The organism is Stenotrophomonas sp. SXG-1, assembly GCF_014083965.1.
GTDB classification, from domain to species: domain Bacteria; phylum Pseudomonadota; class Gammaproteobacteria; order Xanthomonadales; family Xanthomonadaceae; genus Stenotrophomonas; species Stenotrophomonas geniculata.
Genome location: NZ_CP046588.1, coordinates 2,945,702 through 2,959,631, shown reverse-complemented (window position 1 = coordinate 2,959,631; position 13,930 = coordinate 2,945,702). Strand labels below are relative to the sequence as shown.

The 13,930-nt window shown below is 66.0% G+C and carries 14 protein-coding genes; 8 read left to right on the top strand and 6 right to left on the bottom strand.

Annotated features, from left to right (window positions below):
• Positions 1–181: 181 nt before the first annotated feature.
• Genes GOC52_RS13600 through cfa form a run of 3 tightly spaced genes read left to right on the top strand, consistent with a single transcriptional unit; the run spans position 182 to position 2,538 of the window.
• Complete coding sequence (locus tag GOC52_RS13600; RefSeq protein ID WP_006455911.1) at positions 182–484, top strand: GNAT family N-acetyltransferase; 303 nt, start codon at positions 182–184, stop codon at positions 482–484.
• A 37-nt stretch (positions 485–521) separates the two neighbouring features.
• The gene (locus GOC52_RS13595; RefSeq protein WP_010486767.1) at positions 522–1,403 is read left to right on the top strand and encodes a DUF3298 and DUF4163 domain-containing protein; all 882 of its coding nucleotides are present in this window, start codon (positions 522–524) and stop codon (positions 1,401–1,403) included.
• A 19-nt stretch (positions 1,404–1,422) separates the two neighbouring features.
• Positions 1,423–2,538, top strand: a complete 1,116-nt coding sequence (gene cfa / locus GOC52_RS13590; RefSeq protein ID WP_029380096.1) for a cyclopropane fatty acyl phospholipid synthase — start codon at positions 1,423–1,425, stop codon at positions 2,536–2,538.
• A 93-nt stretch (positions 2,539–2,631) separates the two neighbouring features.
• Here cfa and GOC52_RS13585 read toward each other — a convergent pair whose 3' ends face one another.
• The gene (locus tag GOC52_RS13585) at positions 2,632–4,800 is read right to left on the bottom strand and encodes a M3 family metallopeptidase (protein ID WP_010486771.1); all 2,169 of its coding nucleotides are present in this window, start codon (positions 4,798–4,800) and stop codon (positions 2,632–2,634) included.
• A gap of 130 nt (positions 4,801–4,930) precedes the next feature.
• Here GOC52_RS13585 and GOC52_RS13580 point away from each other — a divergent pair, with 130 nt between their 5' ends.
• Positions 4,931–5,410: a glutathione peroxidase gene (locus tag GOC52_RS13580; RefSeq protein WP_191849652.1), complete on the top strand. Its 480-nt coding sequence runs from the start codon at positions 4,931–4,933 to the stop codon at positions 5,408–5,410.
• Between the two features lie 34 nt (positions 5,411–5,444).
• Here GOC52_RS13580 and GOC52_RS13575 read toward each other — a convergent pair whose 3' ends face one another.
• The 5 genes from GOC52_RS13575 to GOC52_RS13555 all read right to left on the bottom strand — a co-directional run bounded on the left by GOC52_RS13575 (position 5,445) and on the right by GOC52_RS13555 (position 10,589).
• Positions 5,445–6,002, bottom strand: a complete 558-nt coding sequence (locus tag GOC52_RS13575) for a TlpA disulfide reductase family protein (RefSeq protein WP_227852243.1) — start codon at positions 6,000–6,002, stop codon at positions 5,445–5,447.
• Positions 6,003–6,112: 110 nt separating this feature from the next.
• Positions 6,113–6,892, bottom strand: coding sequence for a ferredoxin--NADP reductase (locus GOC52_RS13570; RefSeq protein WP_010486777.1), 780 nt, complete (start codon positions 6,890–6,892; stop codon positions 6,113–6,115).
• 80 nt (positions 6,893–6,972) lie between these two features.
• Positions 6,973–8,844 carry an ABC transporter ATP-binding protein gene (locus GOC52_RS13565; protein ID WP_126559429.1) on the bottom strand — a complete coding sequence of 624 codons (1,872 nt, stop codon included), beginning with the start codon at positions 8,842–8,844 and terminating at the stop codon, positions 6,973–6,975.
• Positions 8,845–9,206: 362 nt separating this feature from the next.
• Entirely contained in the window at positions 9,207–9,656 is a 450-nt protein-coding gene (locus GOC52_RS13560) for a carboxymuconolactone decarboxylase family protein (protein WP_049398766.1), read from the bottom strand.
• 36 nt (positions 9,657–9,692) lie between these two features.
• Positions 9,693–10,589, bottom strand: a complete 897-nt coding sequence (locus GOC52_RS13555; protein ID WP_191849650.1) for an RNA polymerase sigma-70 factor — start codon at positions 10,587–10,589, stop codon at positions 9,693–9,695.
• Between the two features lie 147 nt (positions 10,590–10,736).
• Between GOC52_RS13555 and GOC52_RS13550 the strand changes: the two genes are divergently transcribed.
• The 4 genes from GOC52_RS13550 (at position 10,737) to GOC52_RS13535 (ending at position 13,872) form a co-directional block, all read left to right on the top strand.
• Entirely contained in the window at positions 10,737–12,254 is a 1,518-nt protein-coding gene (locus GOC52_RS13550) for a fumarate hydratase (RefSeq protein WP_010486788.1), read from the top strand.
• Between the two features lie 117 nt (positions 12,255–12,371).
• Positions 12,372–12,767, top strand: a complete 396-nt coding sequence (locus GOC52_RS13545) for a hypothetical protein (RefSeq protein WP_053443290.1) — start codon at positions 12,372–12,374, stop codon at positions 12,765–12,767.
• A 75-nt stretch (positions 12,768–12,842) separates the two neighbouring features.
• Positions 12,843–13,178: a hypothetical protein gene (locus tag GOC52_RS13540; RefSeq protein WP_043401568.1), complete on the top strand. Its 336-nt coding sequence runs from the start codon at positions 12,843–12,845 to the stop codon at positions 13,176–13,178.
• Positions 13,179–13,236: 58 nt separating this feature from the next.
• The gene (locus GOC52_RS13535) at positions 13,237–13,872 is read left to right on the top strand and encodes a glutathione S-transferase family protein (protein ID WP_049409309.1); all 636 of its coding nucleotides are present in this window, start codon (positions 13,237–13,239) and stop codon (positions 13,870–13,872) included.
• Positions 13,873–13,930 lie beyond the last annotated feature (58 nt).

Sequence of the window (13,930 nt, the reverse complement as noted above, 5' to 3'; positions counted from 1 at the left end):
AACGGTCGCAAGGGCCGTGCCAGCCTGGCCGTACCCCTCCACAGGCGATAGCGGCCGCCGGCCCTCCAGCTTGAGGGTCGAAAACTGACGTGAACGGACTGGACTTGCCCCTGTTCAGGCTTCACGCGATCATGGCGCCCGGCTGCGCACCATCCACGCAGTCGCCGCAGGAGACAGTTCCATGGCTTCGGTCACGCCCCCCGGTCTGGCCTACGAGGTCGAACACGACCTGGCCAACCATCGCTTCACCGCCCGTGTGCGCGGACAGCTGGCGGTGCTGGATTACCAGATCAAACGCAGGCGCATGGTCATCACGCATACCGAGGTGCCCGAGCCGATCGCCGGCCGGGGCATTGCCGGTGAGCTGACCCGTGTGGCGCTGCGTTTTGCCCGTGAGCAGAAGTACAAGGTGGTGCCGGCGTGTTCCTACGCCGAGGCCTTCCTGCAGCGGCATGAGGAGTACCACGACCTGCTCGTTGGCTGAATGCCAGCGGGCCACGCTTCAGCCATGGCAGGCGATGATGTACAAACATGAACAGGGGATCCCGATGAAGATTGGAAACAACCGGCCATTGCACGGCAGCGTGCTGGCCGGCGTGGTGGGCGTGCTGTTGCTGGCCGGTTGCCAGCGTGAGAGCGAAAAGGCACCGGTGGCCGACGGGGCACCTGCCGCCGAGACCACCGCCGCAGGCGAAACGCCGGCCACGGAAGCGCCGCTGGACCTGCGCGACGTGATCGAGAACAACGAACGCGAAGTGGTGGGCATCAGCTACCCGGCCGGCATCGACCGCTACCCGGGCCTGGCACGCGCGCTGCAGGACTATGCCACCAGCGCTCGCAGCGACCTGCAGCAGGCACTGGACGGGCTGGGCAATGACAAGCCGACCATGCCCTACGAGCTGTCGCTGAGCTTCGAGAAGCTGCTGGAAACGCCACAGCTGGTGGTGGTCAGTGCCGATGGCAGCCGCTATACCGGTGGCGCCCACGGCGAGCCGCTGGTGGCGCGTTTCGTGTGGCTGCCGGCGCAGCAGCAGATGCTCAGCGCCGACAAGCTGGTGGCCGATGCCAAGGGCTGGAAGGCGATCAGTGATTTCGTTGCCGACCAGCTGCGCGAACGCGTGGCCACGCGGCTCAGCGGCGAGGACATGGACCCGGCCCAGCTGCAGGAATCGCTGCGCAACGCATCGCGCATGATCGCCGACGGTACCGGCCCGCAGGCCGACAATTTCAGCCAGTTCCAGCCGCTGACCGACGACAAGGGGCAGATCACGGCACTGCGCTTTGTTTTCCCGCCCTACCAGGTGGGTCCATACTCGGACGGCACCCAGACCGCCGATGTTCCGGCGGCGGTGCTGTTGCCGCACGTGGCCAAGGACTACGTGGAGCTGTTCGCACGCGGTTGACCGCAGTCGAGGAGGTGGCGTGGATACAGGGTTGCAGGAGCGGGTCGCCGGCCTGCTGCAGGAAGCCGGGGTCCGCATCGGCGGTACCCAGCCACAGGATATCCAGGTGCATGACCCGCGCTTCTTCGCGCGGGTCATGGGCCAAGGCTCGCTCGGCCTCGGCGAGAGCTACATGGAGGGTTGGTGGGATGCGAACGTCCTGGATGAATTCCTCGTCCACCTGATGCAGGCGCACCTGGACGAACGGGTGCACGGTTGGCGCGAAGTGGCCGATGCGCTGAAGGCGCGCCTGTTCAACCTGCAGGTGGGGCAGGGCAGCTACGAAGTCGGCCGCCGCCACTACGACCTCGGCAACGATCTCTACCAGGCCATGCTCGGCCAGCGCCTGGTCTACAGCTGTGGCTACTGGCGCAATGCCGACGATCTCGACACCGCGCAGGAAGCCAAGCTCGACCTGGTGTGCCGCAAGCTGGGGCTGCGCCCGGGTCAGCGTGTGCTGGACATCGGCTGTGGCTGGGGCGAAGCCCTGAAGTTCGCAGCCGAGCGCTACGGCGTCAGCGGCGTGGGCGTGACCATTTCGCAGGAACAGGCCGAGTTTGCCCGCGAGCTGTGCGCGGGGCTGCCGATTGAAATCCGCCTGCAGGACTACCGGGAACTGGACGAACCGTTCGATGCGATTTTCTCGATCGGCATGTTCGAGCACGTCGGTGACAAGAACTACGCCAGCTTCTTCGAGGTGGCCAAACGCTGCCTGTCGCCGCGTGGCCTGCTGCTGCTGCACAGCATCGGCACCAACATCTCCCGGCATCGCACCGATCCGTGGATCGCGCGCTACATCTTCCCCAACTCGATGCTGCCGTCGGCAGTGCAGATCACCCGGGCGTTCGAAGGCCGTTTCGTGCTGGAGGACTGGCACAACTTCGGTACCGATTACGACCTGACCCTGCAGGCCTGGCGACGCAACGTGGAAGCGGCGTGGCCGCAGCTGGACACGCGTTACGACGAGCATTTCCGCCGCATGTGGCGGTTCTACCTGGCCGGATCGATGGCCACCTTCCGCTGCCGGCATGCGCAGTTGTGGCAGCTGGTGCTGTCGCCGGAAGGCGTGCCGGGCGGGTACGTGGCGCCACGCTGATCTGCAAGAGCATCCACGCCATGCGTGGATGACCCAACAAAAAAACCGCCCGGTTTCCCGGGCGGTTTTCGTTTCAGGCTGCCGCAGCGGCGATCAGTTGCCGGCGCCGGTCAGGCCACGCTTTTCCAGCAGCGGTTCGATCTGCGGCTCGTGGCCGGCGAAATCGCGGAACAGCTGCATGGCATCCACGCTGCCACCCTTGGACAGCAGCGTGGCGCGGAAGTGGTCGCCGTTCTTGCGGCTCAGGCCGCCGTTGTCCTTGAACCACTTCTGGGTGTTGGCGTCGAGCACTTCCGACCAGATGTAGGCGTAGTAGCCGGCCGAGTAGCCACCCATGATGTGGCTGAAGTACGGGGTCTTGTAGCGCGGCGGAACCGGCGCGTAGTAGATGCCGTCCTTCTCCAGCGCGGCGCGCTCGAAGGCCATCACGTCCTTGGCGGCCGGCACCTGGTCGGCGCCGATCTGGTGCCAGCGCTGATCAAGCATGGCTGCACCCAGGTACTCGGTGGTGGCAAAGCCCTGGTTGAACTTGGCCGCCGCCAGCACCTTGTCCAGCAGCGCCTGCGGCATCGCCGAACCGTTCTGGTAGTGCTTGGCGTAGTTCTTCAGGATGACCGGGTTGTCGGCCCACATCTCGTTGACCTGCGAGGGGAACTCGACGAAGTCACGCGGCACCGAGGTGCCCGAGAAGTACGGGTACTTCACGTTGGAGAACATGCCGTGCAGGGCATGGCCGAACTCGTGGAAGGTGGTGTTCACCTCATCCCAGGTCAGCAGGGTCGGCTGGCCGGCCGGCGGCTTCGGGATGTTCAGGTGGTTGGCGACCACCGGCTTGAAGCCGGTCAGCTTGGACTGCGAAACGTAGGAATTCATCCACGCACCACCGCGCTTGGAGGCGCGTGCATACGGGTCGAAGATGAAGATCGCCAGCTGGCTGCCGTCGGCGTCGAACACGTCGTAGACGGTGACGTCATCGTGGTAGACCGGCAGGTCGGTGCGCTGCTTGAAGGTCAGGCCGAATTCCAGGTTGGCGGCATGGAACACGCCGTTCTCCAGCACGTTCTTCATTTCGAAGTACGGCTTCAGCTGCGACTCGTCGAAGTTGTACTTGGCCTGGCGCACCTTCTCGCTGTAGAAGGCCCAGTCCCACGGTTCCAGCTGGAAGGTCGGCTTGCGCGCGGCCTTCTGTTCCTTGTCGATCATCGCCTGCAGGTCGGCGGCTTCGCGCTTGGCGTTGGCCACGGCGGCCGGGGCCAGCTTGCCCAGCATCGCATTGACCGCTTCCGGGGTCTTGGCGGTCTGGTTGGTCAGGTTGTAGGCGGCGAAGTTCGGGAAGCCCATCAGCTTGGCCTTGTCGGCACGCAGCTGCATGATGCGCGAGACCAGCGCGGTGTTGTCGAACTCACCGCCACGGCTGCCACGGCTGACCGACGCTTCGTAGATCTTCTGGCGCAGGGCGCGGTTGGCCAGGTTGGTCAGCGGCGGCTGGCCGGTGGTGTTGAGCAGGGTGATCACGTACTTGCCGTCCTGGCCGCGGGCCTTGGCGGCTTCGGCAGCGGCGGCGATCTGCTCCTTGGACAGGCCGTCCAGCTCCTTGACGTCGTCGACGGTGATTGCCGAAGCGTTCACTTCCGACTGCACGTTCTGGCTGAACTTGGTGCCCAGGTTGGCCAGCTCGGCGTTCATTTCCTTCAGCTTGGCCTTGTCGGCGTCGGACAGCTTGGCGCCGGCGCGCACGTAGTTGTCGTAGTACTTCTCGACCAGGCGCACGCCTTCGGCGTCCAGGCCCAGCTGGCTGCGGGTGTCGTACAGTGCCTGGATGCGCGCGAACAGCTTGCCGTTCAGCGCGATCGCATCGCTGTGCGCGGCGAACTTCGCCGAGTAGTCGGCCTGCAGCTTCTTGCGGGTGTCGTTGGTATCGGCGCCCACCAGGCTGAAGAACACGGTGGTCGCGCGGTCGAGGATGTCACCGCTCTTTTCCAGCGCGATGATGGTGTTGTCGAAGGTCGGCTTGGCCTTGTTGTTGGCGATGGCCTCCACTTCCTTCAGCTGCTGCGCCATGCCGGCGTCGAAGGCCGGGGCGAAGTCGCTGTCCTTGATCTTGTCGAACTGCGGGAAGTGCAGCGGCAGCGGGCTTTCGGCGAAGAACGGATTGGCCTGCTGGGCATGGGTGCTGGCAGCCGGGGTGGCGGCGCCGGCGGAGAAGGCGGGCAGGGCAAGGCCGAGGGACATGGCCACGGCAAGGGCAAGGCGAGTGGTCAAGGTAGGAACTCCGGTAAGGCAGACAAGGGCCCGAGGTTAACCCGGCCGGCCGCGCCCGCACTTGTGTCAAAAGGCATGCTGGTGGGGCCGGGCGCGGGTACCATGCATTCACCGCCCACGGCCCGCCATCATGACCAGCGCCTACGATTTCAGCTTCCGTGACCTCGACGGCCAGCCGCAGGTGCTGGATCAGTACCGGGGCCGTCCCTTGTTGCTGGTGAACGTGGCCAGCCGCTGTGGTTTCACCCCGCAGTACACCGGGCTGGAGCAGCTGTGGCAGGACTACCGCGAGCGCGGCCTGGTGGTGATCGGCTTCCCATGCAACCAGTTCGGCGCGCAGGAGCCCGGCGACGCCGCGCAGATCCGCCAGTTCTGTTCGCTGGATTATCCGGTCAGCTTCCCGCTGTCGGAGAAGATCGAGGTCAACGGCGAGGGGGCTGATCCCTTGTGGGCCTGGCTGTCACGCGAGAAGCGCGGCCTGCTTGGCAGTGCCCGTATCAAGTGGAATATCAGCAAGTTCCTGGTCGATCGCCAGGGGCGGGTAGTGTCGCGGCATGCGCCCACCACCAGGCCGGAGCAGCTGCGCGACGAGATCGAAGCGGTGTTGTAACACGCCTTGTTCGCGCAGGAGGCGATGTACGTAGTCAGTGCCCCAGCGCTGCTGCGCCTGCCTCGCGGTTGCGCACTTCTTCGGGCAGTGCATCGATCACCTGTTGCATGATCTGCGGCAGGCTGGCCTCGCTGTAGCCGCGGTGGGCATGGGCGACGGTGCCGTCGCGGCCGACGATGAACATGTGGGGTACTGCGACGATGCCGAATTGCTCGGCCAGCGCGCCGCCGGGATCATGCAGGTACTCCAGCTTCGGCCAGTCGCGCTGACGGATCAGACGGCTGACTTCCAGTCGGGGTTCGCCCCAGTTGACCGCGTAGACCTTCAACGCGTCCTCGCCGACCACCTGTTGCAGATGGGCCAGGATCGGAAGTTCCTTGCGGCAGGGGCCGCACCAGGAGGCCCAGAAGGTCACGATCACGACCTTGCCGCGCTGCTCGGCCAGATTGACCGGATTGCCCTTGCGGTCGTTGCCCAGTGCCTGCGGCGGCACGTCGCCACGGGCGGGCGGCGCAGCCCACGCCGGAGCCGCCGCCAGCAGAAGACCGGCAATCGCCCACGCCCGCATCCGGTGCGGGATCCATGTGTCCATCATCCGTGTATTCCCCAGGAGGGCCATCGGCCCGTGTGTGGCGGACCATGCCGGCAATGCGCAGGGTATGCAACAGGTCGGGTGCAGAGGCGGGGTCGGTGCCCCGCGCTTTACTTCTCGACGAACGCGCGCTCGAAGACATAGTGGCCCGGCTGGCCGATGCGCGGCGAGACCTGGAAGCCGCGGGCATCGAGCACAGTTCGCAGATCAGCCAGCATCTGCGGGCTGCCGCAGATCATCGCGCGGTCGTTTTCCGGGCTCAGTTCCGGCAGGCCGAGGGTGCGCTGCATCTCGCCGCTTTCCATCAGCTGGGTCAGGCGCCCCTGGTTGGCGAACGGCTCACGGGTGACCGCCGGGTAGTACAGCAGCTTGTCGCCGATCATCTCGCCCAGGAACTCATGCTCGCGCAGTTCCTTCTCGAAGTAATCGCGGTAGGCCAGGTCCTTTTCGTAGCGCACGCCGTGGCAGAGGATCACCTTCTCGAAGCGCTCGTAGGTTTCCGGGTCCTTGATGACCGACAGCCACGGTGCCATGCCGGTGCCGGTACCCAGCAGGTACAGGTTCTTGCCCGGGTGCAGGTCGCTGATCAGCAGGGTGCCGGTGGGCTTCTTGCCGACCAGCACCTTGTCGCCTGGCTTGATGTGCTGCAGACGTGAGGTCAGGGGGCCGTCCTGCACCTTGATGCTGAAGAACTCCAGGTGCTCTTCCCAGTTGGCGCTGGCGATGGAATACGCACGCAGCAGCGGCCGCGCCTCGGTTTCCAGGCCGATCATCACGAACTGGCCGTTCTCGAAGCGGAAGCCGCTGTCGCGGGTAGTGGTGAAACTGAAGTAGGCATCGGTCCAGTGACGGACCTCAAGCACCGTTTCGGCGCCGAAAGCGGAGGACATGGGCGTATCTATCGAAAGTCGTCGGGGGTGATTCTATCTCAAATGAGACAGGTTCTCATTAGGCGGAACGAGAGGCGTTCTCAGCGGTAACCCGCTGCCTGCAGCTCGAACAGCTCGGCGTACCGTCCTCCCTGGGCCATCAGCTGCTCATGGGTGCCGCTGGCCTCGATGCGGCCATCGGCCAGCACCAGGATGCGATCGGCCATGCGTACCGAGGAAAAACGGTGGGAAATCAATACTGCGGTGCGATTATCCGCCAGTTCCCTGAACCGCTGGAACACTTCAAACTCACTTCGGGCATCCAGCGCTGCGGTTGGCTCATCCAGGATCATCACCTGCGCATTGCGCATCCACGCGCGGGCAATGGCGATCTTCTGCCATTGGCCACCGGACAGGTCCACGCCCTGCTTGAAGCGGCGGCCGATCAGCTGGTCGTAGCCGCCGGGCAGGTCGTCGATCACGTCCTCGGCCATGCCGCGCCGCGCGGCGTCGGCGATGCGTGCCTGGTCGTCCATCGCCTCGACCTGGCCGACGCCGATATTCTCGCCGGCGCTGAGGTTGTAGCGCACGAAGTCCTGGAAGATCACCCCGAGGTTGGCGCGCAGGTCGTCCAGGTCGTAGTCGCGCAGGTCACGGCCATCGAGCAGGATGCGGCCCTCGTCCGGCTCGTACAGCCGCGCCAGCAGCTTCACCAGCGTGGTCTTGCCCGCTCCGTTCTCGCCGACCAGGGCCAGCACTTCGCCGGCGTGCAGCTGGAAATCCAGATGGCGCACCGCCCACTGCTCGGCATCGGGATAGCGGAAGCCGACGTTCTCGAACACGAAGCCCTGGCGGATCGGCTGCGGCACGCGCACGGCGCCTTCCCGCGAGTGGATTTCCGGCTCGATCTGGAAGAACGAGAACAGGTCATCCAGGTACAGCGCCTGGCTGGCCACCTGCGAAAAGCCGATCAGCAGGCCTTCCAGCAGCTGGCGCAGGCGCAGGAAGCTGCCGGCAAGGAAGGTCAGGTCGCCGATCGAGAAGTCGCCGCGCACCGTGCGCCAGGCGATATAGGCGTAGGCGGTGTAGTAGCCCAGCGTGCCCAGCGCGGCCAGCAGCGTGCCCCAGAACGCACGCCGCCGGGCGAGCGCCCGGTTGGCCTGGAACAGCGCCACCGACAGGCGCCGGTAGCGTTCCACCAGGAAGCGGTGCAGGTTGTAGATCTTCACTTCCTTGGCCGTTTCCACGCTGGCACCGAGCTGGCGCAGGTAGTCGAGCTGGCGGCGCTCAGGCGTCCATTGGAAGTTGAGGCTGTAGCCGGCCGCATTGAAGTGCGATTCGCCGATGAAGGCCGGCACCAGTGCCAGCGCCAGCAGCAGGATCAGCCACGGCGCGTACACCAGCAGGCCGACGGCGAGGCTGGCCACGGTGATCGCGTCCTGCACCTGGCCGAACAGCTGGCTCATCAGGTTCATCCGGCCCATGGTCTGGCGCCGCGCGCGGTCCAGCTTGTCCTGCAGGTCCGGATCCTCGAAGTCCTCCAGATCCAGCGTTGCCGCGTGTTCCATCAGCCGGATGCTGGTGACGTTGGCGAACAGTTCCGAGAGCAGGGCATCGGCGTAGCTGACCAGCCGGCCGAGCAGGTCCGAGGCGATGGCCAGGCCGAATTCCAGCGCCAGCAGGCCCAGCAACGGATTCAGCACGCCGCTGGACAGCGCTTCGCCCAGCGGCGGGAAGCCAGCGTCGTGCTGGCTCAGGTGCAGGGCGCTGTCGATGATCAGCTTGCCGACGTAGAGCATCGCCACCGGCAGCAGTGCACGGATCAGGCGCAGCCCGAGGCTGGCCAGGGTGAGCGCAGGGCTGGTCTGCCAGACCATGCGCAGGAAAGGCGGCAGGTTGCGCATCGCCCTGAAGCGCTGGCGCAGGCTGGGTTTCTTCGCGGCGGCAGCGCCAGCGGTGGGGGTAGCAGGCATGCGCGTATTGTGCGCGTCGGACGCGTGCAGATGGGGTCAGTGCAGCCGTGTGGCCGGCACCGGGATCAGATCCCTTTGCAAAGCGAAGGGATCCAGCCCCCCGTATCCACGCATGGCGTGGATCTACCGTGTCGACCAAGGTCGACACCTGCCATCAGCAGTAGAAGTCTGTCGAGGGCGGGGTGGGTCAGGTCGCAGGGGCGTGAGTCGCACGGATGCGGCGACCGAGCTTACATGGACGTACTTGCAGCGTCCCCTGCGACCTGACCCGCCCCGCCAACCCACAGTAGCGCCGGCTTTTGATGTTGCTCTGGTTGTTGCCTCTGCGGGTGCCGGGCGGCAGCCCGGCCAACAAAACCCTCTTACGGCAGCGGTGGCAGCAGGCCCGCGCCCAATCGGTTCCAGGCGTTGATCACGGCAATGCCCATGCTCAGGTCACTGATGCCCTTCTCATCGAAATGCGGCGCCAACGCATCGAACGCCGCCTGCGACGGCGCACCGTCGGTCAAACGGGTCAGCGCCTCGGCCCAGCCCAGTGCTGCGCGTTCGCGTGCATCGAAGAAGCGGCTTTCGTGCCACGCGGGCAGGGTGTCCAGCTTGCGCGGCTCGATGCCGCCCTTGCGCAGCGCGGTGCCGTGCATGTCCATGCAGTAGCCGCAGCCGTTGAGCTGCGACACGCGCAGGAACACCAGTTCCATCAGGGTCGGGTCGATCGAACTGTCATGCACCGCCTGGCTGGTGGCCAACAGGCCCTTGAAGGCCTCGGCGGCCAGGCGGGTGTAGGGGACGCGGGGAGAGGCGTGGTCGGACATTTTCGGCTCCATGGCGGCCACGTTGGCCGCCTTTCATTACCAGGACGCCGCACCGCCATCGCGCGTGACAACCGACGGCAGTTTTTCCGGATTCAGCACGCTGTACACGTTGGCGATGCGGCCATCGGCCACTTCGATGGTGGTGACCGAGTGCAGCCGATCGCCATGGAAGCGCAGGATCGCCGGCTCGCCGTTGACGTAGCCCAGCTGCGCCGGATGCACCGCGCCACGACGTGCGATGGCCCAGAACAGGCGGCCGATGCGCTCGGCGCCCAGCAGCGGGCGTACCGCTGCGGTGACCACGCCGCCGCCGTCGGAGACCAGCTGCGCGTTGGTGTGCAGCAGGGCCTGGATTGCTTCGCTGTCGCCGCGCTGCGAGGCATCCATGAAGCGCGCCAGCAGCTGCCGGTGCTGGCTGGCATCGGCATTGAAGCGTGGGCGCCCGGATTGCAGGCGCTGCCGGGCCCGATGCACCAGCTGCCGGCAGTTGGCTTCGCTGTGGCCGATCAGGTCGGCGATTTCGCGGTAGTCGTGGTCGAACGCCTCCTTCAGCAGGAAGGCGGCGCGTTCCTCGGGGCCGAGCTGTTCGAGCAGGGTCAGGAAGGCGACCGAGACATCGTCGGCCAGCGCATGCAGCTGCGCCGGGCCGGGCGCCGGGTCGGGCTCCAGGGTGACCGCCAGTGGCTCGGCCAGCCAGGGGCCGACGTAGTGCATGCGCTCGCGCTTGGCCGCGCGCAGCCGGTCCAGGCCAAGCCGGGTGGTGGTGGTGACCAGCCAGGCTTCGGGGTCGCGGACGGCCGCCGGGTCGGCGCCGGACCAGCGCAGCCAGGCATCCTGGACCACGTCTTCGGCGTCGGCGCGGCTGCCGAGCAGGCGGTAGGCCAGGGCCATCAGGCGCGGGCGGTGGGTCTGGAAAGCGGTTTCGGCGTTCATGTGGGCAAGGACGCCGCAGTGGCGCATGGCGTGACAGAGGGCTTGCGCGGATAGTGCCGGCCGGCGGCCGGCACGACCACCCCGCGGCCGGGGGAGGGGGTAAAATGGGCGGATTACCCCCGCCAGCCTCGAGCAAGCGAGCAAGACGTGACATCGATCAAGCAGGAAGACCTCATCCAGTCCATCGCCGACGCGCTGCAGTACATCTCGTACTACCACCCGGTCGACTACATCAAGAACCTTGCCGCCGCCTACGAGCGCGAGGAGTCGCCGGCCGCGAAGGAGGCGATGGCGCAGATCCTGATCAATTCGCGCATGTGCGCCGAAGGCCACCGTCCGATCTGCCAGGACACCGGCATCGTCACCGTGTTCCTGGAAATCGGCATGGACGTGCGTTGGGATGACGCCACCATGGGCGTGGAAGACATGGCCAATGAAGGCGTGCGCCGCGCCTACATGCACCCGGACAACAAGCTGCGCGCCTCGGTGCTGGCTGATCCGGCCGGCAAGCGCATCAACACCAGGGACAACACCCCGGGCGTGGTCAACGTCAAGGTGGTGCCGGGCAACACGGTCGACGTGATCGTCGCCGCCAAGGGCGGTGGCTCGGAAGCCAAGACCAAGTTCGCCATGCTCAATCCGTCCGACTCGATCGTCGACTGGGTGCTGAAGACCGTGCCGACCATGGGCGCCGGCTGGTGTCCGCCGGGCATGCTCGGCATCGGCATCGGTGGCACCGCCGAAAAGGCGATGCTGCTGGCCAAGGAAGCGCTGATGGAGCCGATCGACATCACCGAGCTGCAGGCCCGTGGTGCGTCCAACCGCATCGAAGAGCTGCGCCTGGAGCTGTACGAGAAGGTCAATGCACTGGGTATCGGTGCGCAGGGCCTGGGTGGCCTGACCACCGTGCTCGACATCAAGATCAACGATTACCCGACCCACGCGGCCAACCTGCCGGTGGCGATGATCCCGAACTGCGCGGCCACCCGCCACGCGCACTTCACCCTGGACGGCAGCGGCCCGGTGATGCTGGACCCGCCGTCGCTGGAAGACTGGCCGAAGCTGACCTATGACGCGTCCAAGGGCACCCGGGTGGACCTGGACACGATCACGCCGGAGGACGTGGCCAGCTGGAAGCCGGGCCAGACCCTGCTGCTCAACGGCAAGCTGCTGACCGGCCGTGACGCCGCGCACAAGCGCATGGTCGACATGCTCAACAAGGGCGAGGAACTGCCGGTCGACCTGAAGGGGCGTTTCATCTACTACGTGGGCCCGGTTGATCCGGTGCGCGACGAAGTGGTGGGCCCGGCCGGCCCGACCACGGCGACCCGTATGGACAAGTTCACCGAGCAGGTGCTGGCGCAGACCGGCCTGCTGGGTATGGTCGGCAAGGCCGAGCGCGGCCCGGCCGCAATCGAGGCGATCAAGAAGCACAAGTCGGCCTACCTGATGGCGGTCGGCGGTTCGGCCTACCTCGTGTCCAAGGCGATCAAGGCGGCCAAGGTGGTCGGTTTCGCTGATCTGGGCATGGAAGCGATCTACGAGTTCACCGTGCAGGACATGCCGGTGACCGTGGCAGTGGATTCCACTGGCGAATCGGTACACAAGACCGGCCCGCGCGAATGGCAGGCCCGCATCGGCAAGATTCCGGTGGTGGTGGAGTAAGTCTTCCGCTTCCGTTTCAGGCAACGGCGCCCGCGTGGCGCCGTTGTTGTGTGCAGCCTGCCCGCGCGTGGCCTGCTCTGCTAGCGTACTGGCCGGCGTACTGGAAGGGAGTCCATCGTGCTGCGGTGGTCGCGTGTTTTCGTGTTGCTGGTCGCTACGCTGGCGTGCAGCGCCTGCGGGCCACGTTATTTCGTCGAGCCACCCACCCACGAAGCGGGGAAGATCTGCGCGTCGGTCTGCGAGAGCCAGAAGGCGACGTGCGACTTCCACAACCGCGCCCGTGCCGAATCGGATCAGCGGAGCTGCGAAAGCGAGAAGAGCCGGATCATCAGCCGTTGCAGTGGTATCGCCGACGACAAGCAGCGGCACAACTGCGAAGGGGGCAACGGTGCCGGCAACTACTGCGGTCCCCCGGCGCTTCCTTCATGCAGTGCCCCGTACGCCCAGTGCCTGCTCTCCTGCGGCGGTACCGTGAATGACGTCCGCACCGACACCGGTACTCCCGTGTACTGATCGCGGCACGCGTAGGTGCATACACGAGTAACCGTAGTCTGCTAGGGTCGGCACTCCCCTGCACTGGATGTGCCCATGCGCCTGCATCGATCCGTCGCGGCTGTGTTCTTGCTGGTCCTGGCCGGCTGCAGCACAACGTCATCCTATGAAGGTGCGGATTTCTCCGCCTCCTCGCAGTGCCGCATGCAGTGCCAGGCCGACTATCGCAGCTGCATGGCGCGGGGCAGCACCGGCAATAGTGCCTTCAGCTGCGAGCAGCAGGCGGTGCCTGCGCCGGACAAGCGCTGCAAGGACGTTGCCAACCCCGAACTGCGCCGTGCCTGCGAACTGAAGGCGCATGACTGCACGATGCGCGCGCCGATGATGTCCTGTGGCGAACGCCGGGATTCCTGCATGAGCAGCTGCGGCTGAGCAACGATCGCGCGCGCGGGCGCATAATCGGCGGATCCACCTGCACAGGATCTTCCGCATGAGCACCACGCTGTATGGTTCGACCAGTACTGCCGCCCTCGTGGTGCATTGGCTGTTGATCGAGCTGGGCATCGAGCACGAGTTGGTGCTGCTGGATTTCGACGCGCGCGAGCACAAGTCGGCGGAGTACCTGGCGCTGAATCCGGCCGGTGTGGTGCCGACGCTGCTGATCGATGGCTTGGTACTGACCGAAGCGGCGGCCATTGCGTTGTATCTGGCTGATCGCCATCCGGGCGCCAACCTGCTGCCCCCGGTGGGCACGCCACAGCGTGCCGAGGCCTACCGATGGATGTTCTGGTGTGCCAATACGCTGCAGCCCGCCTATCGCGCCTGGTTCTACCCGCATGAAATGGCGGGGGAGGCGAATATCGAGGCGAGCCGCGAGATGGCCCGTCAGCGCCTTGAAGCGGCCTGGCAGCATGTCGCCACGCACCTGCAGGTGCATGGTCCCTACCTGCTGGGCGCCACGCCCTGCGTGGTCGACTACATGCTGGTGATGCTGATGCGCTGGTCGCGCGGCATGCCGAAGCCCAGCGACACCTGGCCGGTGCTGAAGGCGCATGCCACGTCGATGAAGGCGCGCCCGGCGTTCGCCGAGGTGTATCGCCGCGAGGGCATCACCGACTGGCGATAACCAAAAAAGGGGACGGAGGGAATTAAGTCGTTTGTGCACAAACGACTTAATTCCCTCC

What these genes read in the sequence shown, in the direction of transcription:
- GOC52_RS13535 (WP_049409309.1), top strand. Translation starts at nt 13,237, where the DNA reads ATGAGCACCACGCTGTATGGTTCGACCAGTACTGCCGCCCTCGTGGTG.
- GOC52_RS13600 (WP_006455911.1), top strand. Translation starts at nt 182, where the DNA reads ATGGCTTCGGTCACGCCCCCCGGTCTGGCCTACGAGGTCGAACACGAC.
- GOC52_RS13575 (WP_227852243.1), bottom strand. Translation starts at nt 6,002, where the DNA reads ATGGACACATGGATCCCGCACCGGATGCGGGCGTGGGCGATTGCCGGT.
- GOC52_RS13565 (WP_126559429.1), bottom strand. Translation starts at nt 8,844, where the DNA reads ATGCCTGCTACCCCCACCGCTGGCGCTGCCGCCGCGAAGAAACCCAGC.
- GOC52_RS13560 (WP_049398766.1), bottom strand. Translation starts at nt 9,656, where the DNA reads ATGTCCGACCACGCCTCTCCCCGCGTCCCCTACACCCGCCTGGCCGCC.
- GOC52_RS13555 (WP_191849650.1), bottom strand. Translation starts at nt 10,589, where the DNA reads ATGAACGCCGAAACCGCTTTCCAGACCCACCGCCCGCGCCTGATGGCC.
- GOC52_RS13540 (WP_043401568.1), top strand. Translation starts at nt 12,843, where the DNA reads ATGCGCCTGCATCGATCCGTCGCGGCTGTGTTCTTGCTGGTCCTGGCC.
- GOC52_RS13595 (WP_010486767.1), top strand. Translation starts at nt 522, where the DNA reads ATGTACAAACATGAACAGGGGATCCCGATGAAGATTGGAAACAACCGG.
- GOC52_RS13570 (WP_010486777.1), bottom strand. Translation starts at nt 6,892, where the DNA reads ATGTCCTCCGCTTTCGGCGCCGAAACGGTGCTTGAGGTCCGTCACTGG.
- GOC52_RS13580 (WP_191849652.1), top strand. Translation starts at nt 4,931, where the DNA reads ATGACCAGCGCCTACGATTTCAGCTTCCGTGACCTCGACGGCCAGCCG.